This window comes from Clostridium sp. AM33-3 (assembly GCF_003480315.1).
Classification (GTDB): Bacteria; Bacillota; Clostridia; order Lachnospirales; family Lachnospiraceae; genus Brotaphodocola.
In genome coordinates this window covers 1-14074 of the sequence record NZ_QUIV01000008.1, presented here as the reverse complement: position 1 = coordinate 14074, position 14074 = coordinate 1, and the positions used below count along the sequence as shown (strand labels likewise).

Annotated in this window: 14 protein-coding genes; 13 read left to right on the top strand and 1 reads right to left on the bottom strand. The window is 51.7% G+C overall.

Annotated features, from left to right (window positions below):
- The first annotated feature begins 24 nt into the window (after positions 1-24).
- The 13 genes from DW819_RS06345 to DW819_RS06285 all read left to right on the top strand — a co-directional run bounded on the left by DW819_RS06345 (position 25) and on the right by DW819_RS06285 (position 13192).
- Positions 25-1299, top strand: a complete 1275-nt coding sequence (locus DW819_RS06345; RefSeq protein ID WP_243025641.1) for a lipopolysaccharide biosynthesis protein — start codon at positions 25-27, stop codon at positions 1297-1299.
- Positions 1289-2233: a glycosyltransferase gene (locus DW819_RS06340; protein ID WP_118732571.1), complete on the top strand. Its 945-nt coding sequence runs from the start codon at positions 1289-1291 to the stop codon at positions 2231-2233. Before DW819_RS06345 ends, DW819_RS06340 begins: the two co-directional genes overlap by 11 nt.
- Positions 2230-2580 carry a DUF2304 domain-containing protein gene (locus tag DW819_RS06335; protein ID WP_118732570.1) on the top strand — a complete coding sequence of 117 codons (351 nt, stop codon included), beginning with the start codon at positions 2230-2232 and terminating at the stop codon, positions 2578-2580. The genes DW819_RS06340 and DW819_RS06335 overlap by 4 nt, the downstream gene beginning before the upstream one ends.
- On the top strand, positions 2561-4225 hold the full coding sequence (locus DW819_RS06330) for a DUF2142 domain-containing protein (RefSeq protein WP_243025639.1): 1665 nt from the start codon (positions 2561-2563) through the stop codon (positions 4223-4225). Before DW819_RS06335 ends, DW819_RS06330 begins: the two co-directional genes overlap by 20 nt.
- Before the next feature lie 33 nt (positions 4226-4258).
- A complete protein-coding gene (gene rfbC / locus DW819_RS06325) occupies positions 4259-4825 on the top strand; it encodes a dTDP-4-dehydrorhamnose 3,5-epimerase (protein WP_118732569.1) in 567 nt (188 codons plus the stop codon).
- 3 nt (positions 4826-4828) lie between these two features.
- The gene (locus DW819_RS06320; RefSeq protein WP_118732568.1) at positions 4829-5641 is read left to right on the top strand and encodes an ABC transporter permease; all 813 of its coding nucleotides are present in this window, start codon (positions 4829-4831) and stop codon (positions 5639-5641) included.
- Between the two features lie 73 nt (positions 5642-5714).
- Positions 5715-6749, top strand: coding sequence for an acyltransferase (locus tag DW819_RS06315; protein WP_118732567.1), 1035 nt, complete (start codon positions 5715-5717; stop codon positions 6747-6749).
- A gap of 89 nt (positions 6750-6838) precedes the next feature.
- Entirely contained in the window at positions 6839-7450 is a 612-nt protein-coding gene (locus tag DW819_RS06310) for an HAD family phosphatase (protein WP_118732660.1), read from the top strand.
- On the top strand, positions 7447-8784 hold the full coding sequence (locus DW819_RS06305; RefSeq protein WP_118732566.1) for a M18 family aminopeptidase: 1338 nt from the start codon (positions 7447-7449) through the stop codon (positions 8782-8784). The genes DW819_RS06310 and DW819_RS06305 overlap by 4 nt, the downstream gene beginning before the upstream one ends.
- Positions 8785-8820: 36 nt before the next feature.
- Positions 8821-10281, top strand: coding sequence for a glutamate--tRNA ligase (gene gltX, locus DW819_RS06300; protein ID WP_118732565.1), 1461 nt, complete (start codon positions 8821-8823; stop codon positions 10279-10281).
- A gap of 16 nt (positions 10282-10297) precedes the next feature.
- The gene (locus DW819_RS06295) at positions 10298-12229 is read left to right on the top strand and encodes an ATP-dependent helicase (protein ID WP_118732564.1); all 1932 of its coding nucleotides are present in this window, start codon (positions 10298-10300) and stop codon (positions 12227-12229) included.
- Positions 12229-12765 carry a cob(I)yrinic acid a,c-diamide adenosyltransferase gene (locus tag DW819_RS06290; protein WP_118732563.1) on the top strand — a complete coding sequence of 179 codons (537 nt, stop codon included), beginning with the start codon at positions 12229-12231 and terminating at the stop codon, positions 12763-12765. Before DW819_RS06295 ends, DW819_RS06290 begins: the two co-directional genes overlap by 1 nt.
- A gap of 97 nt (positions 12766-12862) precedes the next feature.
- Positions 12863-13192 (top strand): DUF1292 domain-containing protein, encoded by a 330-nt coding sequence (locus DW819_RS06285; protein ID WP_118732562.1) that lies wholly within the window; start codon positions 12863-12865, stop codon positions 13190-13192.
- Positions 13193-13792: 600 nt separating this feature from the next.
- Here the strand turns inward: DW819_RS06285 and DW819_RS15630 are convergent.
- Positions 13793-14074 (bottom strand): hypothetical protein (locus tag DW819_RS15630; protein WP_347560176.1); only part of this gene is annotated, 282 nt, incomplete at its 5' end.

Below are 14074 nucleotides of genomic sequence, written 5' to 3'. Positions count from 1 at the left end.
ATGAAACACTGGACGCACCTTCTTATGAAGACAGGGATGAGCCTGGAAAAAGAGAATATGATCTGGAATATGACAGGAAGCTTCTTCTATGCCTTTGCCAGCATGGTGCTTTCCTTTCTGGTATTGCGCATTGCGGGGGAGGAGCAGGGAGGAATCTTTTCCTTCGGGTTCAGTACCGTAGGGCAGCAGATGTTTCTTCTGGCCTACTTTGGAATCCGTCCGTTCCACATCACGGATGGGACAAACCAGTACCGGTTCGGGGATTACCTGCATCACCGGTATGTGACCTGCACCCTGGCACTGCTTCTCGGAGTCGGATATCTGGCGTGTATCGGTTATTCCTGGCAGAAGGCGCAGATCATTTTCCTGCTGATCGTCTACAAGGTGATCGACGGTTTTGCTGATGTGTATGAGTCGGAATTTCAGCGTCAGGGTTGCCTGTACCTGACCGGACGCTCCAATACATTCCGTACGATTTTGTCGGTGGGGGTATTTCTGGCCACGCTGGTTTCGGGGGCAGGACTGTTTGCCGCCTGCGCGGCAGCGGTTCTAGGACAGATTGCCGGTGTAGTACTGTTTGACATTGTGGTTTTAAGAGAACTGAAGCGGGTGGATTACGGATGGAGCGCAAAGCAGGGCGTTTCCTTAACGGCATCGTCTATTCTTTTGTTTGTATCGGTGTTTTTGGATTTTTATATTTTTTCCGCTGCAAAATATGCCATAGATGCCCATCTGGGCGATGCGGCCAGCGGCTATTTCAATGTGATCTTCATGCCGACCTCCGTCATAAATCTGGCGGCGGGCTTTGTTATCCGCCCGTTTCTGACGTATCTGACGGACTGCTGGAATGAACACCGGTTTTCTGATTTTAAAAAGAAGCTTCTTACCATCATGGCGGTGATCGGAGGCCTGACGGTGCTGGCGGTGGGAGGGACCGTGGTGTTTGGCAGACCGGTCCTGGCACTTTTAGAGTGGCTGCTTGGCAAATCCTACAGCGGAACGCTGACGGCGCTGTGGCCGGCATTTATTATGATCGTGCTGGGCGGCGGCTTTTATGCAGTGCTGAATTTATATTATTATGTATTGGTGATCCTGCGCAGGCAGAAGCTGATTTTTGGCATTTACGCAGTGCTGACTGTGCTTGCGGCCATTCTGGCACCGAGGCTTACGGTGGCGCTTGGAATCTTCGGCGCAGCGTTTGCCTATCTCATTTTGATGATCGTGATGGCAGCAGGCTTTGTGGGCGGTGCCTGGTTTGAGATACAAAAAGAAATACGGGAGGTGCGTCATGACAGTTGATGTTTTGATTCCGGTGTATAAGCCGGACCGGCGGTTTGCGAGACTGCTTCAGATGCTCAGGAAGCAGACTGTGGTACCGAACCGGATCATCATTATGAATACAGAAAAATCTTATTGGAACGCGGACGGATACCGGAATATCCCCGGTATGGAGGTCCATCATCTGACGAAGGAAGAGTTTGATCATGGCGGTACACGTAATCTGGCGGCGTGGTATTCCGAATCGGATATCATGATATTCATGACGGATGATGCAGTCCCACAGGATGAGCATCTGATCGAGAACCTGCTGAGGGGGCTGGAACAGAAGGGACCGGAGGGTGAGACCGTGGCGGTAGCTTATGCAAAGCAGCTTCCCGCAAAGGACTGCCGCACGATCGAGCGTTATACCCGCGCCTTTAACTACCCGGATAAGCCCATGGTCAAGACGAAAAAGAATCTGGAAACCATGGGGATCAAGACGTACTTTGCTTCCAATGTCTGCTGTGCGTACCGCAAGGACATTTTCCGGAAGCTGGAGGGCTTTGTGAACAGCACACTTTTTAATGAAGACATGATCTACGCGGCAACGGCCATGGATGCAGGTTACGCGGTGGCCTATGTGCCGGAGGCAAAGGTGGTCCATTCCCATAACCTGACACCCATGCAGCAGTTTCACAGGAACTTTGATCTGGCAGTATCCCAGGCAGAGCACCCGGAGATTTTTGCGGAGCTGAAATCTGAGGGCGAGGGCATCCGCCTGGTGAAGCAGACGGCAAAATATCTGCTGGCGCATTTCCGGGGCTTTCTGATCCCGGAGCTTGTGGTCAGCAGCGGCTGCAAATATCTCGGCTATAAGCTGGGAAAACAGTATGAGAAGCTTCCCAGGAAGATGATCCTCTGGTGCAGCATGAGTCCGCTTTACTGGGAAAAGAAATGGAGAAGAAAATCATGATGACCATAACCCTGCGAATTGCGCTGATCCTGGTGTCCCTTGGCACCTTTGCCATGATCATGCGCAAGATACGCCAGTCCCGGATGCAGATCGAGAGCGCGATCTTCTGGATCGTGCTGGCCCTGGTGCTGGTGGTATACAGCGTATTTCCGAAGGTGGCCGATGCCTGCGCCAGTCTTCTGGGAATCTACGCAACAACCAACTTTTTATTTTTGTTTGCGATCTTTGTGCTGATTTTAAAGGTGTTCTTTATGAGCATCCATATCTCCCAGCTGGAAAGCAAGATCAAGGAACTGGTACAGGCCATGGCGCTTGAGGAGAAAAAATATGAAGAAGAGAAGCACTAGCCTGATTGCCGGGATCATGTGCCTGGCGGCTGCTGCGGCCTGGCACAGCCTGGATGTGCGCGCCGGGATCCATGAGACCGGTGCCTCCTGGCAGATGGGGCGGTATCTGCTGCTGATCGTGCTGGTTCTGGTACTGACCACGGTCTGCGGCTATTTCCTGCTTGAAAAGGCTGTCCCCTGCTCTCTGCCGAAGCTGGCAGTGCTTATGACGGGCGGTCTTGGCATCCTTTATCTCTTTGTTCTGCCGCCGCTTACGGCGCCGGATGAGATCAGCCACTATGTCAGCGCTTACCGGCTTTCTTCACAGATGACCGGGCAGCCCCAGCGGGACCGGTATGGCCGGGTGCTCTTGCGGGCGCAGGATGCCTGGATAGAAGACCTGAACGGGGATTTTGTGTATGAGCCGGATGAGGACGGCAATCTGCAGGTGACGGCTGAGAGCCGGGAACAGGCAGCGAAGCTGGGCGAAACGCTGGAGGAGTCCACCTACGAGCTGCTTCACAGCCTGGGCCTGAACGGGCAGTACGCTCCGGAGCGCACCGCAGAGATTGAGGCGCTGGGATCCTATGTCAGCTCCACCTACCCGCCGGTTACCACCACGCCTCTTGCCTATGTGCCTCAGGCCATCGGCATCAGCCTGGCAAGACTTCTGGGCCTGAACACCGTCAGCCTGCTTTATTTCGGACGATTCTGCAACCTGCTCTTCTTTGTGGCCATGCTGTATTGGTCCATGAAGCGGATCCCTTTCGGAAAGGAAGTGCTTTTCGGTGTAGCCGTGCTTCCCATGAGCCTGCATCTGGCGGCATCCTTTTCTTACGATGTGATGATCCTGTCCTGCATGTTTTTGCTGACGGCAGTCTGTCTGGATCTGGCCTATGAAAGAGCACAGGTCCGGGCGTGGGATATTGTGCTGTTAGCAGTCCTGGCTGCTGTGGCCGGCCCCTGCAAGATGGTCTACGCACCGATGCTGGGCCTGTGCCTTTTGATCCCTATGCAGAAATTCGGCAAGGTGCGAAACTGGTTTATCAGTGCCTTTGCAGTGGGAATAGCCTGGGGCATGGCCATGTATCTGGTAAACAGCCAGGTGATTGCCACCTACGCAGCCGCTACGGAGGCTGACAGCTACGTGGCCTGGGCCGGGGAGACAGGCTTTAGCATGAGCCTTCTCATCCATGATCCTGTGCTGCTGGTGCGGATGTTTTACCAGACACTGCTCTGGAATGCCAAGGACATGCATATCACCATGATCGGAGGCTGGCTTGGCAATCTGGATCAGGTGCTGGATGTGCCGTACCTGGCGGTCTGGACGTTTACCCTGTGTCTGACCGGCCTGGCTTTAAAAATCCCGGGAGAGCAGCTTCGCATGAGCGGGCGTCACAGAGTCTGGACCGGATTTTTATGTGCGGCCTGCGCTGGTCTTACCATGCTGTCTATGCTGATTGCCTGGACACCGGTCAGCTCCCGGGTGATCCTGGGTGTTCAGGGGCGGTATTTCCTGCCATTTCTGCCAGTGCTTTTATTGGCGCTGAAAAATCAGACAGTGGTTTTGACAAAGGATAAAAACCGTAGTATATTGTATCTGATGTGCTGTCTGAACGGTTACGCCCTGGTGCGCCTGTTCAGCATCGTGTGCATCCGGCTTTAAATTTTATATGAAGGAAAAGTGAGGAAGAAAACAATGGGAAAGATCAAAGTGACATCCTGCGACATAGAGGGACTTTATGTGATCGAGCCAACCGTATTCAAGGATGAGCGCGGTTACTTTGTAGAGACTTACAACCAGAATGATTTCAAAGAGGCTGGCCTGAACATGGTATTTGTACAGGACAACCAGTCCATGTCTGTAAAGGGCGTACTGCGCGGCCTGCATTTCCAGAAGCAGTATCCGCAGGGCAAGCTGGTGCGTGCCATCCGCGGTGCGGTATTTGATGTGGCAGTAGACCTGCGCGCAGACTCCAAAACCTACGGCAAATGGTTCGGCGTAGAGCTGACTGCAGAGAATAAGAAACAGTTCTATATTCCGGAAGGCTTCGCCCATGGCTTTCTGGTCCTGTCTGATGAGGCTGAGTTTGCCTATAAGTGTACCGATTTCTATCATCCGGGCGATGAGGGCGGCCTGGCTTATAATGATCCGGAGATCGGCATTGACTGGCCGTTTGAGGAAGGCGTAGAGCTGATCATCTCCGAGAAAGACAAAAAGTGGAGTGGTCTGAAGGACACCTTCAAATTTAATGAGGAAAATTAACGTATGAATTATGTAATTTCTCTGATGAAAGAAATCGTCAGGAAACGAAAACTCATCTGGGATCTGGCAAAGGCAGATTTTCGAAAACGCTTCGTGGGCTCCTATTTCGGCATGGTCTGGATGCTGGTCCAGCCTATCGTTACGGTACTGATTTATTTCTTCATCTTCCAGGTGGGATTTAAGAGTGTGCCGCCGGTTCCGGGTGTCCCTTACGTGTTGTGGCTGATCCCGGGCATTGTACCGTGGTTTTTCTACAGTGAGGCATTAAACTGTGTGACCGGATGTCTGCAAGAGTACAGTTATCTGGTCAAGAAGGTTGTATTCCAGGTAGAGATCCTGCCCATCATCAAGCTGATCTCCTGCATGCTGGTGCATGCGTTTTTCGCCGGGATCATGCTGGCCGTGTTTTTGTGCTACGGACGTTTTCCCATGGCAACCTGGATCCAGATCCTGTATTACAGCTTTGCGGCTGCCATGCTGGCGCTGGCCTTTGGATATCTGACCTCTGCCATCAATGTCTTTTTTAAGGATATGGCGCAGATCGTTAGCATCTGCCTGCAGTTTGGCATGTGGCTGACTCCGATCATGTACCAGGAGACCATGTTTGCTGACAAGGCACCATGGTTTGTGACAATCCTGAAACTGAATCCGTTCTACTATGTGGTGGCAGGTTACCGGGACAGCATGCTGACCGGAAACTGGTTCTGGGAGCGGCCAAAGCTTGGCATCTACTTCTGGGTGGTGACTCTGGTGATCGGACTTCTGGGACTTCGGGTGTTTAAGCGGCTGCGCCCGCATTTTTCCGATGTATTGTAACAGGCGGATGAATCTGGTGTCCGGTTTTCGGACTGCAGACTGATAAAATGTGTGACAGACGAGGGGGAATCATATGACCGAGTTAGAATTTCGCAACAAAGTCACATGGTTCTCTTTTGCACTCAGTCTGCTGGTGATCTGGGTTCATTCCTACAACGCGGAGCTGTTTCTGGGATATCAGGCAGCCACCGGTATGGTCTATGTGCTGGAACACCGGATCGGAGACTGGCTCGGGCAGATTGCGGTGCCGGGCTTTTTCATGATCTCCGGTTACCGGTTTTACCGGGATTTTGACTGGGGAAAACTGAGAGGAAAATGGCAGCGACGTATTAAGAGTCTGCTGGTCCCCTATATCGTGTGGAATTTTCTGTATTACCTCAGCTATGTCATTGCCAGCCGTATTCCTGCGGTGGGGGATGTGGTAGGAAAGGGTGTTGTGGAATTTTCGCTTACGGCTGTGGTGGATGCCGTGGTGGCCCACACCTATAACAATGTATTCTGGTATTTATACCAGCTTCTGTGGCTTGTGCTGCTGGCCCCGGTGCTTTATCCGCTGTTAAAGCGGGTGTGGAGCGGCCTTTTGCTTCTGCTGTTTTTCTGGATCCTTGTGCAGGTAAAGCCAGATGGCTTTCCGGTGAATCCGGATGCGATGATCTATTATGGAAGCGGAGCCATGCTTGCGCTTTACTGCCGGGATACGGTGGAGGGCGCGGGAAATGGAAAACGTCTTGCAGCCGGGCTTTTCAGTCTCCTGGCAGCAGCGGCGATTTATTATATCGGGCTCTGGCGGGCCTGTGTTCCATCCTTTGTCCTTTGCCGGTTATGTGCGGTGACGGGATTCTGGCTGGTGCTTCCGGGCAAGTCTCTTCCGGAGGCAAAGGATTTTATGAAGCATAGCTTTTTCCTGTATGCGGTGCATTTTGCCCTTGTACGGCTGATCAACAAGGGAGCGGCCATGCTGATGGGCGGCGCAGTGCCGGAATGGTACGGTCCGTTTGGCCTGTTTCTGGTAATGCCGCTTCTGGTTCTTCTGATCAGCACAGTGATGGAAAAAACTCTGCGGCGGTATATGCCGGGACTTTGGAAGCTGCTGACCGGAGACCGCTGATGCAGGAAGTGTGTCAGCTGCAGAAAAAACAGCAAAAAGGTGAAAAGAAAAAGCGGGGGAGTCTGACAGAAAATAAAAGGAGAGGGATAATGATCAAAAATATCGTGTTTGATATGGGGAAGGTCCTTATTTATTATGAGTCTATGCGGGCCTGCCGTCATTTTATAGACAATGAGGCTGACCAGAAGGCCGTCTGTGCGGCGGTGTTTGATTCGCCGGAGTGGGTCCTGTTAGATATGGGCGTGATTTCCGAAGAAGAGGGCTTCAGAAAAATGTGCGCCCGGTTGCCGGAGCGTCTTCATGAGGCAGCAAAGCAGTGCTTTGACAACTGGGACAAATACTGCATGTGGAAAAATGAAGAGATGGAAGCGCTGGTGCGGGAATTAAAGGCAAAGGGCTATGGCCTTTATGTCTGTTCCAACGCATCTATCCGCCTTCCATCCTGTTATAAGGCAGTCATTCCAGCAGTGGAATGCTTTGACGGACTGCTCTTTTCTGCGGAAGTGAAATGCATAAAGCCGCAGAAGGAGATGTATGAGCATTTCTTCAGACGGTTTGGATTAAAGCCGGAGGAGTGCTACTTTATTGATGACCTGCCGATGAATATTGAAGGGGCGAGAGCCTGCGGCATGGACGGTCACTGCTTCGCGGATGGAAGCGTAGAGAACTTAAGAAAGGATTTAGAGAAGGTATTATCATGAGCAAGGCAAATTTAAACTTTGACGAGACCAACAGAGAGCTGCTTGCGTTTCTGGATCACAGCCCGAGTGCGTTCCACGCAACCGCGAATATGTGCGAGATGCTAAAGGAGGCCGGCTGCACCCGCCTGTATGAGGGGGAGAAATGGAAGCTGGAGGCCGGCCGCGGCTACTATGTCACCAGAAATGATTCTGCCCTGATCGCGTTTTTCATTCCGAAAAAAGATTTTACCGGTTTTCAGATCATGGCAAGCCACAGTGATTCTCCGGTCTTCAAGATCAAAGCCAATGCAGAGATCGAGGTGGAGAACCAGTATGTAAAGCTGAATGTGGAGAAATACGGCGGCATGATCTGCTCCACCTGGCTGGACCGTCCGCTTTCCGTAGCAGGCCGTGTGATCGTGCGCACCGCTGACGGCATCGCCACCAGGCTGGTAAATGCAGACCGTGATCTCATGATCATCCCGAATCTGGCTATCCACATGAACCGTCAGGTGAACGATGGATATGCGTTCAACCCGCAGAAGGATATGCTCCCGCTGTTCTGTGAGGCAGCAGAAAAGCAGGTGAAGGGCTGCTTTACCGAGCTGATCGCAAAAGAGGCCGGTGTGAAGGCTGAGGATATTCTGGATACCGACTTATTCTTATATAACCGCATGAGAGGTACCCTGCTGGGCGCGGATGGTGAGTTTCTGGCAAGCCCGCACTTAGACGATCTGCAGTGCGCATTCTCTTCCCTGAAGGGATTTTTAGCAGCAGAGCCGAAGGACAGCGTAGCTGTTCACTGTGTATACGATAACGAGGAAGTTGGCAGCGGAACCAAGCAGGGCGCAGAATCCACCTTCTTAAAGGATGTCCTGCACCGCATCAATACCGGTATGGGACGCATGGAGGAGGAATATCTGACCGCGCTGGCATCCAGCTTCATGGTATCCGCAGACAATGCCCATGCCATCCATCCGAACCAGCCGGACAAGGCTGACCCGACTAGCCGCCCGTATTTAAACCAGGGCATTGTCATTAAGTACAGCGCAAACCAGAAGTACTGCACCGATGCCGTATCCGCAGCGGTATTCAAGACCATCTGCGAGAAGGCAGAGGTTCCGTACCAGGTATTTTTAAACCGCTCTGACATTCTGGGCGGCTCCACCCTGGGAAATATTTCCGGTACCCAGGTAGCGCTGAACACGGTAGATATCGGCCTGCCGCAGCTGGCCATGCATTCCAGCTATGAGACAGCAGGAAGCCGTGACACCGCATATCTTATTGAGGCCGCAAAGGTGCTCTTCTCCGGAAGCTTTGCCGGAAAGGGTGACGGCAGTTACAAAATTGGTTAATCAAAAAATTCATATATCAACAAAGGAGCTTCTATCATGACAAAGATCAGAACAAGATATGCACCGAGCCCGACCGGCCGTATGCATGTAGGTAACTTAAGAACCGCGCTGTACGCATACCTCATCGCGAAGCATGAGGGCGGCGATTTCCTTCTGCGTATTGAGGATACCGACCAGGAACGCTATGTAGAGGGCGCTACCGAGATTATCTACCGTACCCTGGAGGAGACCGGACTCGTTCACGATGAAGGCCCGGACAAGGACGGAGGCTGCGGCCCGTATGTACAGAGTGAACGCCAGAAAGCCGGCATTTACCTGGAATACGCAAAGAAGCTGGTAGAAAAAGGTGAGGCCTATTACTGCTTCTGTACCCAGGAGCGTTTAAACTCCTTAAAGAAGACCGTCAACGGAGAAGAAATCATGACCTATGACAAGCACTGCCTCCATTTAAGCAAGGAAGAGGTAGAGGCAAACCTGGCAGCAGGCATGCCGTATGTCATCCGTCAGAATAACCCGACTGAGGGAACTACTACCTTCCATGATGAGATTTACGGAGACATCACCGTAGACAACTCTGAGCTGGATGATATGGTTCTGATCAAGTCCGACGGCTACCCGACCTACAACTTTGCAAACGTAGTGGATGACCATTTAATGGGTATTACTCATGTCGTGCGCGGAAACGAGTATCTGTCTTCCTCTCCGAAGTATAACCGTCTGTACGATGCCTTCGGCTGGGAAATCCCGGTTTATGTACACTGCCCGCTGATTACCGATGAGTTCCACAAGAAGCTCTCCAAGAGAAGCGGACATTCCTCCTTCGAGGATCTGATCGACCAGGGCTTTGTATCCGAGGCAGTTGTCAACTATGTGGCACTGCTGGGCTGGTCCCCGACCGATAACCAGGAGATTTTCTCTTTAGAGGAGCTGGTAAAGGCATTTGACTACCATAATATCAGCAAGTCTCCGGCTGTATTCGATATCACCAAGTTAAAATGGATGAACGGCGAGTACTTAAAAGCTATGGATGCAGACCGCTTCTATGAGCTGGCAGAGCCGTACTTAAAGGCTGCCATCACCAAAGAACTGGATCTGAAGAAGATCGCAGGCATGGTCAAGACCCGTATCGAGATCTTCCCGGACATTGCTGCACAGGTAGATTTCTTCCAGGAGCTGCCGGAATATGATGTGGCAATGTACACCCATAAGAAGATGAAGACCAATTCCGAGAATTCCCTTGAGGTATTAAAAGATGTGCTGCCGATCCTCGAAGCCCAGGAGGACTTCACCAACGACGCTCTTTACGCTGCGTTATCTGCTTATGTATCTGAGAAAGGTTACAAGACCGGTTTTGTAATGTGGCCGATCCGTACCGCAGTATCCGGAAAGCAGATGACTCCGGCCGGCGCGACCGAGATCATGGAAGTACTTGGAAAGGATGAGTCTCTGGCGCGTATCCGCAAGGGTATTGAGCTGCTCGGAGCAGTGAACGCATAAGAAAGGAACCGCATACATGGCGTTTCATGAGGCACAGCTGCAGGCAATCCATCATCGGGAAGGCCCGATGATGGTGCTGGCAGGACCGGGATCAGGCAAAACGACCGTTATTACCCACAGGGTGAAGTATCTGGTGGAGCAGTGCGGAGTGGAGCCGGGCAGCATCCTGGTGATTACATTTACAAAAGCCGCTGCGCAGGAAATGAGGCAGCGATTTGAAAAGCTGATGGAGGGGCGCAGGCTCCCCGTCAGCTTTGGTACGTTTCACGCGGTATTTTTTTCTATTTTAAAGCGTGCCTACCGCTATGACGCATCTAACATTGCCCGGGAAGAGCAGCGCACCCGGATCATCCGGGAACTGGTGGATAAACTCCGGATGGATGTGGAGGACGAGGCAGAATTTACGTCCCAGATCCTCACCGAGATCAGCCTGGTAAAGGGCGAGATGATGAATCTGGACTACTATTATTCCAAAAACTGTTCGGAGGAGCTGTTTAAGAAGCTGTACCAGGGCTATGAGAAGGCCATGATGGACAAAGGGCTTCTGGATTTTGACGATATGCTGGTACTCTGCTATGAGCTGTTTACCCAGCGAAAGGACATTCTGGCGGCGTGGCAGAACAAGTACCGGTATATTCTGATCGATGAATTTCAGGACATCAACCGGGTACAATATGAGATAGTCCGGATGTTGGCAGCGCCCGGGAATAATCTGTTTATTGTGGGCGATGATGACCAGTCCATCTACCGGTTCCGGGGCGCAAAGCCGGAGATCATGCTGGGCTTTGAGAAGGATTATCCCCAGGCCAGGAGGACACTTCTGGGGATAAACTATCGCTCTACTTCAAACATTGTGGATGACGCCGGAAAACTGATCCGGCATAACAAGACCAGGTTTGACAAGGAAATCCGGGCTGCGAGAGGTGCGGGAAAGCCGGTGGTTACCGCTGGCTTTGCCGATGCCCAGGCGGAGACCCGCAAGATCGTGAAGGAAATCCAGGATTATGTACAGATGGGATATCCATATTCGGATATTGCGGTGCTCTACCGCACCAATCTGGAACCGCGGCTTCTCATGGAGCGGCTGATGGAATACAACATTCCGTTTCAGATGCGGGATGCCCTGCCAAACATTTACGAGCACTGGATCACCCAGGATCTTCTGACCTACATCCGCATGGCGGCAGATCCGCTGGCGGAACAGCACCAGGCAAAGCGGGCCGATGCCCTGCGCATCATCAACCGGCCGAAGCGTTACATCAGCCGGGAAGCGCTGGACGGAGCCGTCATTTCCTGGGACAGTGTGAAATCCTGGTACAGGGCGAAGGACTGGATGGTGGAGCGGATCGAGGATCTGGAGTATGATCTGAAAATCTTAAAGAAGTTGGCGCCGGTGGCGGCAGTGAATTATATCCGCAAGGCCATCGGCTATGATGAATATCTGACAGATTATGCGGAATACCGGCGCATGAAGCCGGAAGAGCTGTTTGAACTGGCAGACCAGATCCAGGAGAGCGCATCCGGCTATAAGACTATGGAGGCCTGGCTTCTCCACATGGAGGAGTACGGCGAGCAGCTAAAGCAGCAGGCCCAGAACCTGGGCGAACGGGATTTGAACTGTGTGGCACTCATGACGATGCACAGCTCCAAGGGCCTGGAGTTTCCGGTGGTCTACATCATGGACGCCAATGAGCGGGTAACGCCCCATCATAAGGCCGTGCTGGTGGCAGACTTAGAGGAGGAACGCCGCATGTTTTATGTGGCCATGACCCGGGCCAAAGACCGTCTCCATGTCTATTACACGAAGGAACGGTACGGAAAGCCCCAGGAGAGGTCAAGATTCATTGATGAATACCTGTATCCCGATGGCGCACCGCCCGGGGAGTTCAGGCCTGGGCCGCAGCAGAATGGAGCTGCGGGAAGCTATAACAGAAAGGCGGTGCGGTGATGGAGAAAAACAGACAGGGTCTGCTTCACATTTATTGCGGTGACGGCAAGGGAAAAACCTCCGCAGCCGTGGGAATGGCGGTCCGTGCAGCAGGCTGTGGCATGAAAGTCCTGGTGATACGTTTTCTGAAGACCGAAAACTCCGGGGAAGTGGAAGTGCTCCGAAGCATTCCCGGCATTACCGTAACCCCCTGTGACCGTACCTTCGGCTTCGTGTTTCGCATGACCGAAGAACAGAAGCAGGAAGCCGCCCTCTATTATCAGAGCCGGTTTGAGGCTGCGGCAAAAGAAGCTGTGCAGGGACAGTATGACCTGCTGATCCTGGATGAGATTCTGGCCTCCTGCAATTACGGTATGGTGCGGGAAACGTCGGTTGTGGAATTTCTGAAGAACAGGCCTGAAAAGCTGGAGGTTGTGCTGACCGGGCGGAATCCGTCAGAGACATTTCTGGAACTGGCAGACTATGTATCTGAAATCCATATGCGCAGGCACCCCTATGAGAAAGGAATTCCGGCCCGCAGGGGAATCGAATTTTAGTTATTGCTTTTGCGTCAGCTATCTGATAAAGTGGAGAGGTAATATGTTTACCAGACGAAACCATTGAAAACCAATTTTAAAAGTGAGGTACATTTTTATGGCAAAGAACCAGAACGAAGAGATGGATTTAGAGCAGGAGGAGATGACTGTTACCCTGACCTTAGATGACGGCAGCGAGGTAGAGTGCGTTGTGCTCACCATCTTTGAGGCAGGCGACCGTGACTATATCGCACTGCTCCCGACCGAGGGTGCAGAGGCAGACGAGGGCGAGGTATACTTATATCGCTACGAGGAAGACGCAGACGGCAATCCGAGCCTGGACAACATTGAGGACGATGACGAGTACGAGGTAGTTGCAGACGCATTCGATGAGCTTCTGGACGACCAGGAGTTTGACGAGATCGTAGGAGAAGACGACCTGGATTAAAAATTTGCTTCATAAAACCAAATAAGGTCCGAAGTTCCGGGGCAGTCATACAGGACCGCAGACACTGAGTGGAATTTTTTACTTCGTGCGCTCCGCCGCCTATTGTCAACCCTGCGACCCAAACTCGTGCGCTTTGCGCACTCAGACAAGGGTCTCCGGGTTGACGCTATGCTCGCGCACGAAGAAAATTCCAATGTGTCTGCTTGTTCTGCATGACAGCCCCGGAACTTCTGTTTTACTGGCTATTCTACAATAATAAACGCAGCAAGAACGTTGCTGACGAAAGCCTGTAAATCCTGCTTTTATCTAATCGTAGCGTTCGAGCTACGTTTTCTTTTTATGGCAGAGTTAATATAGGCTGTAACTACTATTTTTTGTAGCGGAGCCAATACAGCAGGAAGTGAATGAGACCGCTTTCCGGGATTTTCAGCATATCAGGTGTTTGCATCTTGAACACACGTGTACGAATGCAGCGGATGTAGTCCGATGCAGGCGAACGCGTGTTGTGAGAGCAAGCAAACAACGATATGTGAAAATAAAGGAAAGCGGTCTCATTCACTTCCGGACCTTTATTAGTTCCGTCTTATAATTGCAATATGCCTATTTTATTGCGTGATATGTTTCATAAATTTTATCCAGGTCATAGTTTGGTGACATCGGAACTGCGATCTGACAGATTGCTTTTACGAAATTTGGATCCATTTCCAGAATATCCGCGATCTGTTCCGGTGTGTAATTTTTTTGCATTTTTGCAAGAATCAATTGAATAAAAGCCTTGGTCTTTCCTTCGCTTTTGCCACGCTCGTGCCCCATATTCCAGTACTGCTCCTGAAGCATTTTGTAGTTTTTTTCTTCGTCATATTCATAGATACTCATTTTCAC

Coding starts and splice junctions, on each gene's coding strand:
- DW819_RS06345 (WP_243025641.1), top strand. CDS start 25: ATGAAGACAGGGATGAGCCTGGAAAAAGAGAATATGATCTGGAATATG.
- DW819_RS06340 (WP_118732571.1), top strand. CDS start 1,289: ATGACAGTTGATGTTTTGATTCCGGTGTATAAGCCGGACCGGCGGTTT.
- DW819_RS06335 (WP_118732570.1), top strand. CDS start 2,230: ATGATGACCATAACCCTGCGAATTGCGCTGATCCTGGTGTCCCTTGGC.
- DW819_RS06330 (WP_243025639.1), top strand. CDS start 2,561: ATGAAGAAGAGAAGCACTAGCCTGATTGCCGGGATCATGTGCCTGGCG.
- rfbC (WP_118732569.1), top strand. CDS start 4,259: ATGGGAAAGATCAAAGTGACATCCTGCGACATAGAGGGACTTTATGTG.
- DW819_RS06320 (WP_118732568.1), top strand. CDS start 4,829: ATGAATTATGTAATTTCTCTGATGAAAGAAATCGTCAGGAAACGAAAA.
- DW819_RS06315 (WP_118732567.1), top strand. CDS start 5,715: ATGACCGAGTTAGAATTTCGCAACAAAGTCACATGGTTCTCTTTTGCA.
- DW819_RS06310 (WP_118732660.1), top strand. CDS start 6,839: ATGATCAAAAATATCGTGTTTGATATGGGGAAGGTCCTTATTTATTAT.
- DW819_RS06305 (WP_118732566.1), top strand. CDS start 7,447: ATGAGCAAGGCAAATTTAAACTTTGACGAGACCAACAGAGAGCTGCTT.
- gltX (WP_118732565.1), top strand. CDS start 8,821: ATGACAAAGATCAGAACAAGATATGCACCGAGCCCGACCGGCCGTATG.
- DW819_RS06295 (WP_118732564.1), top strand. CDS start 10,298: ATGGCGTTTCATGAGGCACAGCTGCAGGCAATCCATCATCGGGAAGGC.
- DW819_RS06290 (WP_118732563.1), top strand. CDS start 12,229: ATGGAGAAAAACAGACAGGGTCTGCTTCACATTTATTGCGGTGACGGC.
- DW819_RS06285 (WP_118732562.1), top strand. CDS start 12,863: ATGGCAAAGAACCAGAACGAAGAGATGGATTTAGAGCAGGAGGAGATG.